The sequence below is a fragment of the Streptomyces sp. BE303 genome, assembly GCF_036290945.1.
In the GTDB taxonomy this organism is placed as follows: domain Bacteria; phylum Actinomycetota; class Actinomycetes; order Streptomycetales; family Streptomycetaceae; genus Kitasatospora.
This window is the reverse complement of record NZ_JAQYWZ010000720.1, coordinates 54,564-74,868: the sequence shown is the minus strand read 5'-3', so window position 1 is coordinate 74,868 and position 20,305 is coordinate 54,564. Positions and strand designations below refer to the sequence as shown.

Here is a 20,305-nt window from a genome sequence, read left to right as displayed (position 1 = left end):
TGCGGGGACGGCGCGTCGACGTGCAGGGTGCGCGGCAGCACACCGTGCCGGATCGCCAGCACCGACTTGATCACCCCGGCCACGCCGGCCGCCGCCTGGGTGTGCCCGATGTTGGACTTCACCGACCCCAGCCAGAGCGGCTGTCCGTCGCTGTGCGCCTGCCCGTAGGTGGCGATGAGCGCCTGGGCCTCGATCGGGTCGCCGAGCCGGGTGCCGGTGCCGTGCGCCTCGACCACGTCGACGTCGCCGGCGGTCAGCCCGGCGGAGGCGAGCGCCTCGCGGATGACGCGCTGCTGGGAGGTGCCGCTGGGGGCGGTGAGCTGGCTGGAGCGGCCGTCCTGGTTGACGGCGGAGCCGCGCAGCACCGCGAGGACCCGGTGGCCGTTGCGGCGGGCGTCGGAGAGCTTCTCCAGGACGAGCAGGCCGGCGCCCTCGCCCCAGCCGGTGCCGTCGGCGGCGGCGGCGAACGGCTTGCAGCGGCCGTCGGGGGCGAGGCCGCGCTGGCGGCTGAACTCGATGAACATGCCGGGCGCGGAGAGCACGGTGGCGCCGCCGGCCAGGGCGATCGAGCACTCCCCGGCGCGCAGCGAGCGCGCGGCCAGGTGGAGCGCGACCAGCGAGGAGGAGCAGGCGGTGTCGACGGTGACGGCCGGGCCCTCCAGGCCGAGGCTGTAGGCGATCCGGCCGGAGGCGACGGAGGTGGTGGTGCCGGTGAGGACGTAGCCGTCGGTCTCCTCGGCGGGCAGGTGGTGCATGCTCGGCCCGTACTCCTGGGCGATGACGCCCGCGAAGACACCGGTCCGGCTGCCGCGCAGTGCGGCGGGGTCGATCGCGGCGTCCTCCAGGGCCTCCCAGGCGGTCTCCAGGAGGAGGCGCTGCTGGGGCTCGGCGGCGAGCGCCTCGCGCGGCGAGATGCCGAAGAACTCGGCGTCGAACTCGCCCGCCTCGTAGAGGAATCCACCCTCGCGGGCGTAGCTGCGGCCGGGCTTGGCGGGGTCGGGGTCGTACAGGTGGTCGAGGTCCCAGCCGCGGTCGGCGGGGAACGGGCCGACGACGTCGCGCTCGTCGGAGACCAGCCGCCACAGGGCGTCCGGGGTGTCGGCGCCGCCCGGGAAGCGGCAGGCCATGCCGACGATGGCGATCGGCTCCTCCGCGCCGCCGCCGGCCGCCTTGGCCTCGGCGTCGCGCAGTCGCTGACGGGTCTGGTGCAGCTCGGCGGCGACCTTGTTGAGGTAGTCGCGGAGCTTCTGCTCGTTGGTGCTCATCTCTGCGTTGGCCTCTCTCAGGAAATGCCGAGCTCGTTGTCGATGAAGTCGAAGATGTCGTCGTCGCTGACGTCGGTGATGCGGGCGGCGAGGCCGTCGTCGGCCTCCGGGCCCGCCGGGGCGGCCGGTCCGTCCGGGTGCGGTGCCGGGGTGGGCACGCCGAGCACGGCGAACAGCGCGGTGAGCCGGGCCGCTGCGCCGGCGCGGGCGTCCGGGTCGTCGCCGAGGGCGGCCAGGGCCTGCTCCAGCCGGTCGAACTCGGCTGTCGGGTCGGCCCGGTGCGGCTGCGGGGCGGGGGCGAGCCGGTCGCGCAGGTGGGCGGCGAGGGCGGCCGGGGTCGGGTGGTCGAACAGGGCGGTGGTGGGCAGCCGCAGACCGGTCGCGGTGTTGATCCGGTTGCGCAGCTCGATCACCCCGAGGGAGTCGAACTCGCTGTCCATGAAGCCGAGGTCGCTCTGGATCGCGGTGGCGTCCGGGTGTCCCAGGACGGCGGCGGCGGTGGAGCGGACCAGGGCGAGCAGTTGCCGTTCCTGCTCGGCGGCCGGTTGGCCGGCGAGCCGGGCGGTCAGCGCGGCGGGTCCCTCGGCGCCGCCGGCGGCGGCCGGACGGGGGCGGTGTCGGGCCAGGCCGCGCAGGACGGGCGCGAGCCGGTCGGCGGGCACCGGCCCCGGGTCGAGGCGGGCGGCCGCCAGGGCGGGGTAGGGGGTGGTGAGCGCGGCGTCGAACAGGGTGAGCGCCTGCTCGTTGGTCATCGGGGCGAGGCCGGTGGCGGCGAGGCGTTCGGTCTCGGCGGCGGTGAGCCCGGCCGCCATGCCGCCGGCCTCGGCCCAGTGGCCCCAGGCGAGCGAGACGGCGGGCAGCCCGCGGACCGCCCGGTGCTGGGCGATCGCGTCCAACCGGGCGTTGGCGGCGCCGTAGTTGGCCTGGCCGGGGTTGCCGAGCAGGCCGACGGCGGAGGAGAACAGCACGAAGGCGGCGAGGTCGAGGTGGGCGGTGGCGCGGTGCAGGTGCCACGCGCCGTCGGCCTTGGCCCGCTGAACGGTGCGGAGCCGCTCGGGGGTGAGCGAGCCGAGGACGGCGTCGTCCAGCACGCCCGCGGTGTGCACGACGGCGGTCAGCGGGTGGTCGGCGGGGACCCCGGCGACGAGCGCGGCGACGGCGTCCGGGTCGGCGAGGTCGGTGGCGGCGAAGGTCACCGTGACTCCCGACTCGGCCAGTTCGGCGCGCAGTTCGGCGGCGCCGGGTGCGTCCGGCCCCTGCCGGCTCGCGAGCAGCAGGTGCCGGACGCCGTGCCGGGCGGTGAGGCGGTGGGCGACCAGCCGGCCGAGTGCGCCGGTGCCGCCGGTGACCAGCGCGGTTCCGCCGTCGGCGAGCGCGGTCGGCAGGGTGAGCGCGAGCTTGCCGGTGTGCCGGGCCTGGCTGAGCCTGCGCAGCGCCTGCGGGGCCTGCCGGACGGACTGGGCGTGGACGGGCAGCGGGAGCAGCTCGCCACGCTCGAAGAGTCCGGCCAGGTCGGCCAGGATCACCGCGATCCGGTCCGGGTCGACGTCGAACAGGTCGAAGGCCAGGTAGGCGGCGCCGTCGTGGTCGGCGGCGACGGTCGCCGGGTCGCGCTGGTCGGTCTTGCCCATCTCGACGAACCGGCCGGCGGGGGCGAGCAGGCGCAGCGAGGCGTCGGTGAACTCGCGGGCCAGCGCGTTGAGGACGACGTCGACGCCGCGGCCGCCGGTGGCGGTCCGGAAGGAGTCCTCGAAGTCGAGGGTGCGGCTGGAGGCGACCCGGTCGCCCGCCAGGCCGAGGCCGCGGAGCACGCCCCACTTGCCGGGGCCTGCGGTGGCGAGCACCACCGAGCCTCCGTGGCGGGCGAGTTGGACGGCGGCCTGGCCGACGCCGCCGGTGGCGGCGTGGATCAGGACGGTCTCGCCGGACCGGAGGCCGGCGAGGTCGTAGAGGCCGTGGTAGGCGGTGAGGAAGGCGACGGGGACGGTGGCGGCCTGGGCGTAGCTCCAGCCGTCGGGGATCCGGGTGAGCAGCCGGTGGTCGGTGACGGCGACCGGGCCGAGGGTTCCCTGGACCAGGCCCATCACCCGGTCGCCGGGCCGCAGTCCGGTGACGCCGGGGCCGGTCTCCAGGACGGTGCCGGCGCCCTCGGCGCCGATCCGGGCCCCACCCGGGTACATGCCGAGGGTGATCAGCACGTCGCGGAAGTTGAGGCCGGCGGCGCGCAGGGCGATCCTCACCTCCCCGGCGGCGAGCGGGCGTTCGGCCTCGGGGGCGGGCAGCAGGGCCAGCGAGTCCAGGCTGCCGGGGGTCGTGGTGTCGAGCCGCCAGGCCACGGCGGTGCCGGGGTCGAGCAGGTCGGCGGACCGGGTGCGGACCAGCCTCGGGACGCTGATCTCCCCAGCGCGCAGGGCGAGTTGCGGCTCGCCCGTGGCGAGGGAGGCCGACAGTGCGGTCGACAGGGCGGCGATCGTCCCGGTCGGGTCGGTCGCGGCGGACCGGTCGGCGCCGGGGGTTCCCGGGGCTCCGGGCGCGCCGCCCCCGAGGGCGGTGTCGACGTCCAGCAGGACGAACCGGTCCGGGTGTTCGGCCTGCGCGCTGCGGACCAGGCCCCAGACGGCGCCGGCGGCCGGGTCGGGCACGTCCTCGCCGGGGTGGGTGGCGACGGCGTGCTCGGTGACGAGGACGAGGGTGCCGGTCCGCTCGCCGTCCAGCCAGGCGTGCAGCAGGGCGAGGGTCTGCTCGGCGGTGCGGACGGGGGCGAGCACGGTCTGCCCGGCGCCGGCCTCGGCGAGGTCGGCGAGCACCGGGTGCTTCCCGGCGGGCGCGAGCGGCCGGGCGTCCTCGCCGAGCACGGCCCAGCCGTCGAGCGGGGCACCGTCGAAGGCGAGCGGCTGCCAGTCCAGGCGGTACAGCGAGTCCGGGCCCGCGGCGGCCGGGGCGCGCAGGGTGAGCGCGCCGACGGTGGCGACCGGCAGGCCGGCCGGGTCGGTCAGCTCCAGCGTGACGGTGTCCTGGCCGGCCGGGGTGATCCGGGCCCGCAGCGCGGCGGCGCCGGCGCGGTGGACGGTGACGTCCCGCCAGGAGAAGGGGAGGACCGTCCGTTCGGCGTCCAGGACGACGGCGTGCAGGGCTGCGTCCAGCAGGGCCGGGTGCAGCGCGTAGGCGCCGGCGTCGGCGGCGGTCGGGGCGATCTCGGCGTACCGCTCCTCGCCGAGTGCGGCGACGGCGGTGAGGCCGCGGAAGGCCGGGCCGTACCGGTAGCCGCGCTCGGCGAGCCGCTCGTAGGCGTCGTCGAGGCCGACCGGGGCGGCGGCGGGCGGGGGCCAGGCGGCGGTGTCCGCGCCGGGGGCGGCGGGCGCCCGGTCGGCCACGGTGCCGGTGGCGTGGGTGGTCCACTCGGCGCCGTCGGCGGCCCCGGTGTCCGGCTGGGAGCGGATCCGCAGCGGCCGGCGGCCCTCGGCGTCGGCGGTGCCGAGCAGCGCCTGGAGCCGGACGCCGCCGGTGGCGGGCAGGGGGAGCGGGGCCGCCAGGTCCAGCGACTCGACGTGGGCGGCCCCGGCGCGCAGCGCGGCCTGGACGGCCAGCTCCAGGAAGGCGGTGCCGGGCAGCAGGACGCCGTCGGCGACGGCGTGGTCGGCCAGCCACGGGTGGGTGCGCAGCGAGATCCGCCCGGCGAGCAGCCAGCCCTCGCCGTCCGGGAGTTCGGTGGCGGCGGAGAGCAGCGGGTGGCCGGTGGCGGCCAGGCCGGACGCGTCGGCGGCCCGGCCGGCGGGCTGGTCCAGCCAGTGCCGGCGGCGCTCGAAGGGGTAGGTCGGCAGGTCGGTGCGGGCCGGGCCGGACGGCAGGGCGGTGTCCCAGTCGACCGGCACGCCGTGGACGTGCAGCCGGGCGAGCGCCTCGGCCGCGGTCGCCGGCTCCGGGCGGTCGGCGCGCAGCAGCGCCGCGAGGGCCCTCGGCGCGGCGGGGGCGGGCCCGGCGGGGCCGGCCTCGGTGAGGGCGTCCTCGGTGAGGGCGGTGAGGCTCTCCTCGGCGAGGGCGGTGAGCACCGGGCCGGGTCCGAGTTCCAGGTAGGCGGTGGTGCCGAGCCCGTCCAGGGTGCGGACGCCCTCGTGGAACCGGACCGCCTCGCGGATGTGCCGGACCCAGTAGCCGGGGTCGGTCAGCTCGGCCGCCGAGGCGAGGGCGCCGGTCAGGTTGGACACCACCGGGAGGCGCGGCGGGTGGTAGGTCAACCGCTCGGCCACCGCGCGGAACTCGTCCAGGACGGCGTCCATGTGCGGCGAGTGGAAGGCGCGCCCGACGGTCAGCAGCTTGACCTGCCGCCCGCGCGCCCGCCACTCCTCGGCGAGCCGGCGCACCTCGTCGCCGTCCCCGGAGAGGACGACCGAGCCGGGCCCGTTGACGGCGGCGACCGACACCCGCCCGTCCAGTTCGGGCAGCACCTCGGCCTCGGTGGCCCGGACGGCGGCCATCGCGCCACCCTCCGGCAGCGCCTCCATCAGCCGGCCGCGGGCGGCGACCAGGGCCACGGCGTCCGGCAGCGTGAGCACGCCGGCCAGGTGGGCGGCGCTGAGCTCGCCGATCGAGTGCCCGATCAGGTGGTCGGGGCGCAGCCCGTACGCGGTGGTCGCCAGCCGGTGCAGCGCGACGTGCAGGGTGAACAGGGCGGGCTGGGTGTAGGCGGTGGTGTCCAGCAGGTCGGCCTGCGCGGTGCCCGGTGCGGCGAACAGGACGTCCTTCAGCGGGGCGGCCAGGTGCGGGCCGAACAGCTCGGCGACCTCGTCCACCGCCGCCGCGAACACCGGCTCGGCGCCGTACAGTTCGCGCCCGGCGCCGGCGCGCTGACTGCCCTGGCCGGAGTAGAGGAAGGCCAGCCGGGGCGTCCGGGCCGCCGTGGCGCGGAGCAGTCCGGGGGCGTCCGCGCGGTCGTCGGCCAGCGCCCGCAGGGCGTCGGCCCGGTCCGCGGGTCCGGCGCCGAGGACGGCGGCGCGGTGCGGGAAGTGCGTGCGGGTGGTGGCCAGGGAGCGGGCGAGGCCGGGGGCGCCGTGTCCGGCGAGGTCCAGCAGGCGGGCGGCCTGGGCCCGGAGGGCCGGCTCGGTGCGGGCGGAGAGCAGGAGCGGGGCGTGCGCGTCCGGTGCCGCGGTGGCGGTCGCCTCCGCGGCGGGCCCGGTGGCGGGCGCGGTGGCCGGCGCGGTGGCCGGCGCGGTGGGCTCCGTACCGGCCCCGGCGGGCGGGGCCTCCAGGATCAGGTGGGCGTTGGTGCCGCTGATCCCGAACGAGGAGACGGCGGCCCGGCGCGGCCGGCCCGTCTCGGGCCAGGGCGTGGCCCGGTCCAGCAGGCTGACGTCGCCGGCCGTCCAGTCGACGTGCGGCGACGGCGCGTCCAGGTGCAGGGTGCCCGGCAGTTCGCCGTGCTGCAGCGCCTGCACCAGCTTGATCACCCCGGTGACCCCGGCGGCGGCCTGGGTGTGGCCGATGTTGGACTTCGCCGAGCCGAGCAGCAGGGGGCGGGCCCGGTCCTGCCCGTAGGCGGCGAGCAGCGCGCGGGCCTCGATCGGGTCGCCCAGCGCGGTGCCGGTGCCGTGTGCCTCGACCGCGTCGACCTGGTCGGCCGTCAGCCCCGCGTTGGCGAGGGCCTGGCGGATCACCCGCTCCTGGGCCGGGCCGTTGGGGGCGGTCAGTCCGTTGGAGGCGCCGTCCTGGTTGACCGCACTGCCCCGGACGAGGGCCAGCACCCGGTGTCCGCGGCGGCGGGCGTCGGAGAGCCGCTCCAGCAGGACCAGCCCGGCGCCCTCCGCCCAGGCCGTGCCGTCGGCGGCGGCGGCGAACGGCTTGCAGCGGCCGTCGGGGGCGAGGCCGCGCTGGCGGCTGAACTCGGTGAACATGCCCGGCGAGGACATCACCGTCGCCCCGCCCGCGATCGCCAGGTCGCACTCCCCCGTGCGCAGCGCCTGCGCGGCCAGGTGGATCGCCACCAGCGACGAGGAGCAGGCCGTGTCGACGGTGATCGCCGGGCCCTCCAGGCCCAGCGTGTAGGCCAGCCGGCCCGAGGCGACGCTGGTGAGCGTGCCGGTCAGGGCGTGCCCCTCGTACCCGGGGAGCGTCTCGTGCAGGCGCGGGCCGTAGTCCTGCGGCATGACGCCGACGAAGACGCCGGTCCGGCTGCCGCGCAGAGTGGCCGGGACGATCCCGGCGCGCTCGGTCAGCTCCCACGCCGACTCCAGCAGCAGGCGCTGCTGCGGGTCCGTGGCGGCTGCCTCGCGCGGGGCCAGGCCGAAGAAGGCGCCGTCGAACTCGTCGGCGTCGTACAGGAATCCGCCCTGCCGGGTGTAGGAGCTGCCGGGGCGCTCGCCGTCCGGGTCGTAGAGGGCGTCGAGGTCCCAGCCGCGGTTCTCCGGGAACGGGCCGATGGCGTCCCTGCCGGTGCGGAGCAGCTCCCACAGCTGCTCGGGGGTGTCGGCGCCGCCGGGCCAGCGCCCACTGAGGGCGACGATCGCGACCGGGTCCTCGTCGAGGCCGTCGGAGGTCCGCGCCGAGGCGGCGCCCGCCGCCTCGGGGACGGCCGTGCGCGTGCCCGTCCGCCCGGACAGGAACGCGGCGACGGCGCGGGGGGTGGGCCGGTCGTAGACCAGGCTGGTCGGCAGGGTGAGGCCGGTCGCGCCGGCGAGCCGGTCGCGGAACTCGACGGACGCGACGGAGTCGAAGCCGAGGTCCTTGAAGGTGCGGTCCGGGTCGACCGCGTCCGGTCCGCCCGGCTCGCCCAGCACGATCGCGGCACCCGCGCGGACGGCCGCCAGCGCGGCCTCCTCGCCGAGGACGTCGGTGTCCGGGGCTTCGGCGCCCGGGGCGTCGACCGCCAGGACGTCGGTGGCCGGGGCGTCGGTGGCCGGGGCGCCCCCGGTCGGGTGACCCCCGTGCGGGGCGGCCCGGTTCGGGTCGACGGCGGTCGGTCCCGCGGTGGCGCCCAGCCAGAGCCGGCGGCGCTGGAACGCGTACGTGGGGAGCCCGGTGAGCCGCTCGCCCGGCCCGTAGAGGGCGGACCAGTCCACCGCCCCGCCCCGGGCGAACAGCTCGCCCACCGCGGCGTGGAACTGGTCGAGTCCGCCGTGGTCCCGGCGGAGCGTGCCGGTGACAGCCGCCACGCCGTCGGCCAGCTGGCCGAGCCCGACCGTCAGCACCGGGTGCGGGCTGCTCTCCACGAACGCCCGGTGCCCGTCGGCCAGCGCCGCGCGGACCGCGCGCTCCAGCCGGACGGTGCCGCGCAGGTTGCGGAACCAGTAGGCGGCGTCGAGTCCGGCGGTGTCGAACCGCTCGCCGGTGAGCGTCGAGTAGAAGGCGACGGACGCGGTCCGCGGGCGGATCCCCGCGAGCAGGGCGGGCAGGCTCTCCCTCAGCGGCTCCATCTGCGCCGAGTGCGAGGCGTAGTCGACGGGCACCAGCTTCGCCCGGACGCCCTCCGCCCGGTACTGCTCCACCAGGTCGGCGACGGCCGCCCGGTCGCCCGAGACCACGGTCGCGGACGGGCCGTTGACCGCGGCGATCCCGAGCTCGTCGGCCCGCCCGGCGATCCGCCCGGCGACCTCCTCGGCGGACAGCGGGACGGCCGCCATGCCGCCCCGGCCGGTCAGGCCCAGACCGGCGATGGCCTGCGACCGCAGCGCGACCACCGCCGCCGCGTCCTCCAGCGAGAGCGCACCGGCCACGTGGGCGGCGGCGATCTCCCCCTGGGAGTGCCCGATCACGGCGTCCGGCCGGACACCCGCCGCCTCCCAGAGCGCGGCCAGCGACACCATCACGGCGAACAGGGCGGGCTGCACCACGTCCACCCGCTCCAGGTCCGGCGTGCCCGGCCCGCCGCGCAGCACCGCCCCGAGCGACCAGTCGACGTGCGGGGCGAGGGCCTCCTCGCAGGCGGCGATCTTCGCCGCGAACACCGGTGCGGTGGCGAGCAGTTCGCGGGCCATGGCGTCCCACTGCGCGCCCTGGCCGGGGAAGACCAGCACCGTGCCGCTGCCGGTCGCGCCCGCAGTACCCGCCCGGTCGCCGGCCCCGTGCCCGGCGGCGTCCGGCGCCGGGCCGTCGGCGAACGCCGCGCGCGCCGCACCGTCGGTGGCGGCACGGCCCTGGGCCAGGCCCGCCGCCTGCCCGCCCTCGGCGAGCGCGTCGAGGGCGGTGAGCAGGCCCTCCCGGTCGGTGCCGGTCACGGCGGCGCGGTACTCGAAGGCGGTCCGGGTGGTGGCCAGCGACCGGCCGACCGCCACCGGGTCGGCGCCCGCCCGGTCGGCGAACGCACGGAGCCGGGCGGCCTGCCGGCGCAGCGCGGCCGGGGTCCGGGCGGAGAGCGGCCAGAGCAGCGGCCCGCCGGGCACGGTCACGACCGCGGTGTCCTCGGCCGGCGCCTCGCCGACGCCTCCGGGCTCCCCCTCCTCCCCCGGCGGGGCGGTCTCCGGGGCGTCGGCCACCAGCACGTGCGCGTTGGTGCCGCCCACGCCGAAGGAGCTGACGCCGGCGATCAGCCGGCCCGCGGCGTTCGGCCACGGTCCGGAGTCGGTCCGCACCGCGAGGCCGAGCCGCTCGAAGGGGATGTCCGGGTTGGGGGTGACGAAGTTGAGGCTGGCGGGAATCCTCCGGTGCCGCACGGCCAGGACCGTCTTCAGCAGGCCGACGATGCCCGAAGCGCCCTCCAGGTGACCGACGTTGGTCTTCGCCGAGCCGACCAGCAGCGGCTGCTCCGCCGGGCGCCCGGCGCCCAGTGCCGCGCCCAGGCCCGCCGCCTCGACCGGGTCGCCCACGCGGGTGCCCGTCCCGTGCAGCTCGACGTACTGGACCAGCCCGGGGGCGACGCCGGCCCGCCGGGCGGCCTCGCGGACCACCGCCGCCTGGGCGTCCGCGCTGGGGACGGTCAGGCCGTCGGTCGCGCCGTCGCTGTTGACCGCGCTGCCGAGCAGCACCGCGTGGACGCGGTCGCCGTCCGCCACCGCGCGGGTGAGCGGCTTCAGCACCAGCAGCACGCCGCCCTCGCCGCGCGCGTAGCCGTTGGCCCGGGCGTCGAAGGTGTAGCAGCGGTCGTCGGGCGAGAGCGCGCCGAACCGGTCGACGGTGAGCGTCGACTCGGCCGCCAGGTTGAGGTTGACGCCCGCCACCAGCGCGACGTCCGACTCGCCGCCGCGCAGGCTCTCCAGCGCGAGGTGGACGGCGACCAGGGAGGAGGACTGCGCGGAGTCGACGGTGAGGCTCGGACCGCGCAGGTCGAGGGCGTAGGAGACGCGGTTGGCGATGATGCCCCGGTTGAGACCGGTGAGGCTGTGCCGGGTGATCGCGCCGGCGCCGGTGGTGAGCGTGGTGTAGTCGGCGGCGATGGCGCCGACGAAGACGCCGGTACGGCCGCCGGCCAGCGCGGCGGGCAGGACGCCGGCGTTCTCCAGGGCCTCCCAGGCGAGTTCGAGCACCAGCCGCTGCTGCGGGTCGGCGGCGGCGGCCTCGGCCGGGGAGAGGCCGAAGAACTCGGGGTCGAACCGGTCGACGTGGTCGAGCCACCCGCCCGCCCGGGGCGGCTCCGCGCCGCCGAAGCGCTGCGGCGGCGCGGAGCCGACCGCACTCGCACCCGTGTCGAGCAGCTTCCAGAACGCCTCCGGGTCCGCCGCTCCCGGCAGCCGGCAGGCGACGCCGACGACGGCCACCGCCTCGGGCGGGCCGGGCTGCGGTGCGGACGGGTCGAGGGGTTCCAGGCGCGCCATGGTGGGTTCCACTCCTGAGGGCCGGTGGCTCGGATCGACCCTCAGAGTTCCGTGGATCCGCGCCGGTCGGGCCCCTAGCCAACCCCTGTAGAACCCCTATGACGTGGTCCCCTCAGCCTGCCGACCTGCCCGTCCGTCCCTCCGGCCACCCCCTGCGGCCCTCCCCCGGCCGGGCCGCCCGCCCGGCCGGATCCCGCGCCGAACGCGGCCGGGCCGCGTACCGGACGGGATCGTGTCCGGTACGCGGCCCGGCCGCGGGGCGGCCCACCGCCGGCGGTCGCCGGGAGCGCGGGCCTCAGCCGGCGACGAGGTCGGCCGGGCGGTTGCGCGCTCCGAGTGCGCGCACGGGTCCCTCCTCGGGGCCGCCGGCGCCCGTACCCGGACCGACCAGCTTGGCGAGGTCGACCCGGCGACGGACCCCGAGCTTGCGGTAGACCCGGGTGAGGTGCTGCTCGACGGTGGAGACGGTGATGTAGAGCTTGCGGGCGATGTCCCGGTTGGAGAGCCCGCGGGCCGCCAGTTCGGCGACCCGCCGCTCGGCCTCGGAGAGCCCGCCGGCGGCCGGTTCGCCCACCGGGTCCGCGGCCGGGCGCTCGGCGGGCACGACGGCCAGCGGCGGGTTGCGCCGGAGCCGGCGGTCGGTCTGCCGGGCGCGGCCGGGGTCCCCGTCGTTCCGGTGGGCCTCGCTCAGCTCGGAGAGGGTGGCGGAGAGGTCGGCCTCGGCACCGGCCTCCTCCAGCAGGGCGACGGAGCGCTCCAGCAGCTCGGTCCGCTCGGACCGCTCCCCCGCCGCCGCGCGGATCCGCAGGGCCAGACCGCGGACCCGCGGGTGTCCGGCCGGGCCGAGTCGCGCGAGCTGCTGGTCGGCCAGGGCCGCCGCGGTGGGGCGGTGGCCGAGAGCGAGGTACGCCCGGGCCGCTCCGAGCCGCCAGGGCGCGATCGCGGGCAGGTGGTCCAGGCCCCACCGGGCCATCGCGTCACCGCAGGCGCGGTAGTCGGCGAGCGCCTCCTCGGCCCGCCCGAGGGCCAGCCGGTGGCCGGCGAGCGCGAACCGGTGGTGCAGCCCCGCGGGGGTGCGGGCCATCCCCTCGGGGGTGGGCAGCTCCAGGAAGTGGGCGGCGTCCTGGTGCAGGCCCGCCGCCGTACGGGCGGCGGCCATGGTGGCCAGGGGGAGCCCGGCCGCCACCCCCCAGGCCTCCGGCCGGACGTGGGCGAAGGCCGCCCGGCCGGCCTCGTCGGCGGCCCGCAGGTCGCCCTGGCGCAGCGCCGCCTCGGCCCGCAACGCGGCCAGCAGGGCGTGCCAGTTGGCGCCGCAGCGGGCCCCGGCCCGCTCGGCGAGCGGACCGCACCAGTGCGCGGCCCGGTCGGCCCGGTCGGCGTAGAGCAGGACGGTCAGCGCGGCGGTCAGCGACTCGGTGCGGACACCGCCGAGCCGCCCGGCGCGCAGGATCAGTTCGGCCTGGACGACCGCCGTCTCCGGTGCGACCGTGCCGGCCAGCAGGGCGGCGAGCAGGCGCATGCCGTCGCCCCGGTGGTCGGCCGTCGTCGGCCGGCCCGGCTGCGGGCGGGCCGGGTTGGGCAGCAGACCCGGGTACCAGTACGCGAGCCAGTGGCGCAGGGCCTCGGCGGGGGCGGCGTTGCCGGGCTCGGCCTCGAACCGGGCGAGGGCGGCGACCCCCTGCTCGGTGCGCCCGTGCCAGAAGTGGTGGCGGACGACCTTCAGCTCGTGCCGCCGCGCGGCGGCCGCGTCGGTCACCGTGCCGGGCAGGGTGGGCACGCACTCGACGGCCGCCGTCCCGAAGGAACCGAGCACGCCGACGACGGGGCCGTGGCCCGCCTCGGGCCCGAACCCTCCGGTGCTGTGGAGCCCGTCGGCCCGGCCCGCCACCCCACGGATCGGCCCGCCCGTCGGCCCACCGGACGGGTGGCCGTGCGGGTCGCGGTGCAGGTCAGCACGCAGGTCACCGCGCAGGTGACCGGACAGGCTGCCGGACAGGTCGCCGGAGAGCCAGCCGGACAGGCCGCCCTCCGTCCCCCCGACGGGGCCGGCGTCGTCCGCGGTCCACGCCCCGCCGAAGCCGGCGGCGCTCCCGAGGGTGCTCGCGGCCACGCTTCCGACGGCGCTCGGCGTCGCGCCGAAGCCCCCGGTGCTCCCGGCACCACCGACTCCACCGACCGGGCCGGCACCGCCGGTCCCGTCCAGGCCCGGCGGCCAGCCGTAGGTGCCCGCGCCGGTGCCCGCGCCGCCCCCCGTGCCCGCGCCCGGTCCGGGCACCTCGCCGGAGGCACTGCCGGCAGCCGACAGCGAACTGCGCAGGTGCCCCTCCGCCACCCGTGCGTGCCCGTGCACGGTCGCGTCGGCCGCTCCGGCCGCGCGCAGCAGCCGGCCGGCCCGCTGGTGCAGGGCCGCCAGCTCGACCGGCCGCATCGCGGCCAGCAGGTCCCCGGCGGCGGTCGGATGGCGGAATCCGCCGTCCCGGAAGAGACCGGCCGCGTGCAGCAGGTAGAGCGCCCTGGGCAGCGAGTCCGGGGCCAGCAGGAGGAGTTCGGCGAGCAGGTCCGGGGTCGCGGACGCGCCGAGCACGGCGACGCCCCGAGCGTAGTGCAGCGCCAGCGGGTCGATCCGGTGCAGGCAGTGCATCAGCCCGCGCCGGTAGCCCTCGCCGACGACCAGCTCGTCCGGGACGCCGGCGGTCTCCTGGTCGCCGATCAGGCTGTGCACGAGCAGCGGGTTGCCGCCCGTCAGGGCGTGCGCCTCGACGGCCAGTCGGGCGGACGCCGCGCCGAGCCGGGCCCGGAGGAGTTCGGCGACCAGGTCGGCGGAGAGCAGGTCGAGGCGGATGTGCTGGTGGTGCGGCTGGCGGGCGAGTTCGACCTCGAAGAAGGGGTTGGACGGGGTCATGGTCTCGCGCGAGCTGAGCACCGTGAGCACACCCGCGCTGCGGGTACGGCGGACCAGGTAGAGCAGGAACTCCAGCGACTGCGGGTCGGCGTCCTGCCGGTCGTCGACGGCGATCAGGACGGGGGCGCGCTCGGCCAGCCGGCGGACCAACCGGAACAGGCCCTCCAGGGTGCGCTGGGTGAGCTGCCCCTGCGGGCCGTCCGGCAGGACCGGGCGGGCCCCCTCGGCGGCGCCCTGGGCGAGCAGCGACTCCGCCGCGGCGGCCTCCTCCGGTTCGAGGTCGGCGCCCTGGAGCAGTTGCCGGGCCAGCCCCAGCGGGAACTCCCGCTCCAGCGGCGAGCCGGTGCCGACGAGGACGTGCGCGCCGCGCTCGGCCGCGGTGTCGGTGAAGGCGTAGAGCAGGTCGCTGCGGCCGCTGCCGACCGACCCGTGCAGGACGATCACGCTTCCGGCTCCGGCCGCGCAGCGGTCGAACGCGTCGCGCAGTCTCCGGTACTCGGGCTCCCGGCCGACCGGGAGGGATCTCGACGGGTCTCGGGGCGCGGGGAAGGTGGGCATCCGTTCTCCTGGAGCAATGCGCACGGGAGGTCGGGCCGCTGGGCGCTCCTCCTCGCACGGGGTCGTGGGCGAGGGAATCGGACGGACCGACCGAGGCGGGCAGCACTGCCCGGCCGGCCGACCGGCGTCAGCGACAGAGGGAGCTGGCGCGCCGGAGCAGGTCGACGTCGAGCCTGGCCACCAGCCTGAGGCCCGCGGCGTTGCGTCCGCCCGCCCGCTGTTCCACGACCTTCTCCGTCCCCCGAGCCCAACCGGGCCATGACTGCGCTTGTGACGACGCGTCATCGGAACACCACGTCACCCGGCTTATCCCCGGGGCACCCCACCGCAGTGTGGGGGTTGCCAGTCAGCCGGCCGGGGCCCGTGGCTGACATTCTTCGCCGGTCCGAGTCTAGGAAGGCGCCGCCGATCCCGTCAATTGCGGGAACCGCCCTCGGCGTCCACGAATCCGCCGGTCCGGACGTCGGCCGCACCGCCGCGAAACGGGGCGCAATCCGGCCGCAACACCGCTGCCACAGTGGGTCGGTGGGCGGACGGCGAGGTCCGGACCGGCGGGTTCCGCTCTGACGGTCCGTCGGTTGCCCGGGGGCCGTTCCGGGGCCCGGCCGACCGTGCGCGAAGGGCACCGGCGGCCTCACCCGGCGGGCCCGGGGGCCCGGGTGAGGCCCCTGTCGCCGGCAGGCGAGGCGGCCCGGTCCCCGCTCGGGTACGACCGGACACACGATCGGCACGATCACCCGGCCCCGCAAGGATCCCGCCACGGCCCCGCCGGTCCCGCTCCGGCGCCCGCCCTCGCCCGCCGTCCCACCCGCCGTCCCACCCGCACCGTCCCGTGCCGGCGTGCCCTCGACCCCTACCCCGCCAGCCCGTGCGCCGTCAGCCGCTCGCGCAGCCCGGCCAGTTCGTGCCGCACCAGCGCCGGCAGCCCCGCCCCGCCGGCGTCCGCCGCGAACACCGGGCCCAGCAGCTCCGCCGCCGCCCGGGGGTCGCGCGCCACCAACAGGCAGTCCGCCACCCGGACGGTGAACAGCAACCGGGCGGAGGGCAGTTGGTCGGGCGCGAGGAGGGCGAGCGCCGTCTCGGCGGCGTCCACGGCCCGGCGCGCCAGCCGGAGGTCCCCGGCGGCGGCGGCCGCGTCGCGCAGTGCCGCGGCGGCGCCCGCCTCCACCCGCAGCCGCATCGAGGCGATGGAGAGCCAGGCCGCGTCCGTCTCGTCGTGGGCCCCGATGTGGTCGAGGTGGAGCCGCGCGCGGGCGAGGTGCCGGACGGTGGCGCGGACGTCGCCCGCCAGCGCGTAGGCGCGGGCCTGGCCGATCTGGCTCATCGCCCCCGCCCAGTGCCGGCCCGGCGCCGCCCGGGCCATCTCGCGGGCGTACCCGAGCGCGGCGGCGGGGTCGCCGTCGAGGCGGGCGAGGGCACTCATGTCGCTGAGCGCGGCGACCTGGGTGGCGGGGTCCCCGGCGAGTTCGGACCAGCTGAGGGCGCGGTCGAAGCAGGCCATCGCGGTGGCGTTGCGGCCGTCCTGCATGCGCAGGGCGCCGGCCGCGTGGGCGTACTCGGCGGCGAGCCGGGCGAGCGGGCGCCGGGTCAGGCCCGCCGGGTGGGCGGCGAGGCGCCGGAGGATGACCCGGAGGGTCTCCTCGACGGCGGCGGTGCCGGGGCCGGTGGGGGCCTCGCCGGCGCGGAGGTGGGCGGCGAGCAGGCCGGTGAGGGCGTGGGCGGTGTCGGGGTCGAGGGGCGGGGCGGTCTCGGGGTCGGCGGCGCGGAAGGCGGCGTGCAGGGCGGCGAGGTCGGTGGCCTCGGGGACGGCGCAGCCGTCGGCGTCGTGCAGCGGACAGAGCAGTCCGTAGTCGGGGAGGCGCTCGGGCGGCCGGGCGGTGAGCGAGGGCGGGAGGGCCGGGCCGACGAGGGAGACGGGCGGGCCGGGGAGCGGGGGACGGGCCCAGTCGGCCGGCAGCCCGGCGCCGTCCTCCGGTTCGCCGTCCTCGGCCCGTCGGCAGGCGGTGCGCAGTTCGCCGCCGGCGGCGAGGAGGTCGTCGAGGCGGTCGGCGAGGCGCGGGCTGGTGCGGCGGGTGCCGTGTTCGAGCTTGCTGACGGCGGTGTGGTCGTAGCCGATCTCGGCGCCCAGCTGGGCCTGGGTGAGGCCCGCGCGGCGGCGCCACTGCCGCAGGCGGAGGCCGAAGGCACGCCAGAGTTCGTCCTCGGCGAGGGTCGCCGCGCCGCGGTTCCGGTGCAACGGGGCTGCCCTCCCGAGTGCGCTCCCGGGCCTTCCGGTGGGGAGGTCCGCTGAGGAGGACGGTACTGGACGGAGGACCCCTCCGTACATGACGTGGTCTCAACCACTTTTCCCCTCTGGTCTCAACCTCTCCACCAGCTGGTCTCAACCTCTGCACGTGCCCTGGCCTCCCACGCTGCCCTTCCGGACCCCAACACCGTTACCGGGTGGGCGGCTTGACAGAACTTGCCAACAGCTCGAAGTGCTCGCCGAACCCGTTGACCGTGGCATGACGGCGTGTGAGGGTTCCGGCACCCGAGCGCGGACGCCCGCAACGGCCGTCCCCCATGCGGCCCGCGGTGAGTGCCTTTCCGGCACACCCGTCCGCGGTCGAGCACCCCCACGTTCGAGGAGCCTCGTAATGAAACGCAGATTACTGACGGCGGGCACCACCCTGGCCGTCCTGGCAGGCATGCTCACCGCCACCGCGGTCGGGCAGGCCGCTGCCGACCCGGGCCCGTCGGCCATCGCGCCGCCGAGCGCGCTGACCGCAGCCGTGAACGCCGCCGACCAGGCGGCCGCGGCAGGTCTGGACGCCCTGGCCAAGGGCCCGGGCGAGACGTACGAGCGTCAGTCCGTCACCCCCTGGCTCGCCGGCCTCTACTCCGTCGCCTACGAGCGCAGCTACAAGGGCCTGCCGGTGGTCGGCGGCGACGCCGTCGTCATAGCCGACGGCGAGGGCAAGGTGCGCGGGTCGCAGTCCGCCTCCTCCGGCCCGATCGGCGTGCCGACCACTCCCCTGATCAGCGCCGACAAGGCGGAGAAGACCTCCCGCACCAAGCTGGTCACCGTCAACGGCGTGGAGACGCGCCGCCTGGTGGTCCGCGTCCAGGACGGCGCCGGGCGACTCGCCTGGGAGACCGTGCTCACCGGCCGCACCGAGTCGGCGCCGAGCCGTCTGCACGTCTTCGTCGACGCCCGCAGCGGCGAGGTCATCGACAGCTACGACGACGTCCGGGCCGGCACGATCAACAGCAAGTGGAACGGCCCGCCGCCGGTCACCATCACGACCACCGGCTCCGGCAGCTCGTACTCGCTGCGCGACCCGAGCCGGCCGGGCCTGAGCTGTGCCGACAACGCCACCGGCCAGGTGTTCTCCAAGTCCTCCGACTCCTGGGGCAACGGCAGCCCCACCAGCAAGGAGACCGGCTGCGGCGACGTGATGTTCGCGGCGCAGAAGGAATGGGACATGCTCCGGGACTGGCTGGGGCGCAACGGCCACAACGGGAACGGCGGCAGCTGGCCGGTCAAGGTCGGCCTGAACGACGTCAACGCCTACTGGGACGGCTCCTCGGTCTCGATCGGCCACAACAACGCCAACGAGTGGATCTCCTCGATCGACGTCGTCGGCCACGAGTTCGGCCACGGCATCGACCAGTTCACCCCGGGCGGCGCCAACAACGAGAACGGCCTGGGCGAGGGCACCGGCGACATCTTCGGCGCACTGACCGAGGCGTACGTCAACCAGCCCGCCCCGTACGACAACCCGGACTACACCGTCGGCGAGATGATCAACCTGGTCGGTCGCGGTCCGATCCGCAACATGGCCAACCCCTCGCTGGTCAACGGCGACCCGAACTGCTACTCCTCCTCGATCCCGAGCACCGAGGTCCACGCGGCCGCCGGCCCGCTGAACCACTGGTTCTACCTGCTCGCCGAGGGCTCCAACCCGGGTGGCGGCAAGCCCACCAGCCCGACCTGCAACAGCTCCACGATCACCGGCATCGGCATCAAGGACGCGGGCCGGATCTTCTACGGCGGCATGCTGCTCAAGACCAGCGGCATGACCTACAAGAAGTACCGGACCACCACCCTGACCGCCGCCAAGAACCTCGACTCCACCTGCAACCTGTTCAACCGCACCAAGGCGGCCTGGGACGCGGTCAGCCTCCCGGCGCAGCCCGCCGACCCGACCTGCAACGTGACCGGCCCCGAGTTCTCCCTCGCGGTGAGCCCGACCGCCGGCTCCGTCCAGCCCGGCGCGTCCACCTCGGCGACGGTCAACACCGCGGTGGTCTCGGGCAGCGCCCAGACCGTCGCCCTGACCGCCTCCGGCGCGCCGAGCGGTGCCACCGCGACGGTCAGCCCGTCCTCGGTGCAGAGCGGCTCGTCCGCCACGCTGAACATCACGACCTCCAACACCACGGCCCCCGGCACCTACGTGATCACGGTCACGGGCACCGCGGCGACCACCCACACCGCGCAGTACACGCTGACGGTCGGGAACGGCAACCCCAACCCCAGCGCGCCTGACATCAGCGTCGCCAACGTCCAGGCGCACCTGAGCCAGTTCAACACCATCGCCTCGCAGAACGGCGGCAACCGCCGCACCGGCACCGCCGGGTACAGCCAGTCGCTGGCCTACGTGAAGGCCAAGCTCCAGGCGGCCGGCTACACCGTCAGCGAGCAGACCTGCTCCACCTGCACCTACACCGCCAACAACCTGATCGCCGACTGGCCGGGCGGCCCGGCCGACCAGGTCACCATGTTCGGCGCGCACCTGGACGGCGTCGCCGCCGGCCCGGGCATCAACGACAACGGCTCCGGCTCCGCCGTGCTGCTGGAGACCGCGCTGGTCCTGGCGCAGCAGAACCCGACCATGAACCGGCACGTCCGGTTCGCCTGGTGGACGGGTGAGGAGCAGGGCCTCCAGGGCTCGAAGCACTACGTCAACCAGCTGAGCTCCACCCAGCGCAGCGCGATCAAGGGCTACTACAACTTCGACATGGTCGGCTCGCCCAACGCCGGCTACTTCATCAACAACGTCAACTCCGCCACCTCGGCACCGATGAAGGCGTACTGGGACTCGCTGAACCTCCAGCCGGAGGAGAACGTCGAGGGCCAGGGCCGGTCGGACGACGCCTCGTTCCAGTCGGCGGGCATCCCGACCTCCGGCTACGCGGCCGGCGCCAGCGCCACCAAGACCTCGGCCCAGGCGGCCAAGTGGGGCGGCACCGCGAACCGCGCGTACGACTCCTGCTACCACTCGGCGTGCGACACCACCAGCAACATCAACGCCACCGTGCTGGACCGCAGCGCCGACGGCGTCGCGTACACCCTGTGGAAGACCTCGGTCGGCACCGGCCCCATCCCGACCAACGACTTCTCCATCGGGGTGAACCCGGGCTCCGGCACGGTCAAGCCGGGTGAGTCGACCAACGCGTCGGTCTCCACCCAGACCACCTCCGGCTCGGCCCAGACGGTGAACCTCACCGTCGCCGGCGCCCCGACCGGTGTGACGACCTCGGTCAGCCCCTCCTCGGTGCAGTCCGGCGGCTCGGCCACGCTGAACATCTCGGTCGGCTCCTCCGTCCCGGCCGGGACCTACAACCTGACCGTGACGGGTACCGGCTCGGTCAGCCACTCCACCTCCTACTCGCTGGTGGTCGGCACCGACCCGGGGCCGGGCAACGGCACCTGGGCGGCCGGCACCACCTACCAGGCGGGTGACACCGTGACCTTCAACGGTCTCAGCTACCGGTGCCTCCAGGGCCACACGGCCCAGGTGGGCTGGGAGCCTCCGATCGTCCCGGCCCTCTGGCAGCGGATCTGAGCGGACCGGATC

Annotated in this window: 5 protein-coding genes and 1 riboswitch; of the genes, 1 reads left to right on the top strand and 4 read right to left on the bottom strand. The window is 76.8% G+C overall.

What is annotated here, in order from left to right; translation table 11 throughout:
• From PUR56_RS21505 to PUR56_RS21490, 4 genes are all read right to left on the bottom strand, one after another.
• A partial coding sequence (locus PUR56_RS21505; RefSeq protein WP_443034542.1) for a beta-ketoacyl synthase N-terminal-like domain-containing protein occupies positions 1 to 1,286 on the bottom strand: 1,286 nt, incomplete at its 3' end.
• Positions 1,283 to 11,005 carry a type I polyketide synthase gene (locus PUR56_RS21500; protein WP_329950102.1) on the bottom strand — a complete coding sequence of 3,241 codons (9,723 nt, stop codon included), beginning with the start codon at positions 11,003 to 11,005 and terminating at the stop codon, positions 1,283 to 1,285. The genes PUR56_RS21505 and PUR56_RS21500, both read right to left, overlap by 4 nt.
• Positions 11,006 to 11,300: 295 nt before the next feature.
• Positions 11,301 to 14,465: a helix-turn-helix transcriptional regulator gene (locus tag PUR56_RS21495; RefSeq protein ID WP_329950101.1), complete on the bottom strand. Its 3,165-nt coding sequence runs from the start codon at positions 14,463 to 14,465 to the stop codon at positions 11,301 to 11,303.
• Between the two features lie 259 nt (positions 14,466 to 14,724).
• Positions 14,725 to 14,847, bottom strand: a riboswitch (SAM riboswitch).
• 471 nt (positions 14,848 to 15,318) lie between these two features.
• Entirely contained in the window at positions 15,319 to 16,701 is a 1,383-nt protein-coding gene (locus tag PUR56_RS21490) for a helix-turn-helix transcriptional regulator (RefSeq protein WP_329880970.1), read from the bottom strand.
• A 400-nt stretch (positions 16,702 to 17,101) separates the two neighbouring features.
• Between PUR56_RS21490 and PUR56_RS21485 the strand changes: the two genes are divergently transcribed.
• Complete coding sequence (locus tag PUR56_RS21485; protein ID WP_329950100.1) at positions 17,102 to 20,293, top strand: M28 family peptidase; 3,192 nt, start codon at positions 17,102 to 17,104, stop codon at positions 20,291 to 20,293.
• Positions 20,294 to 20,305: the final 12 nt, after the last annotated feature.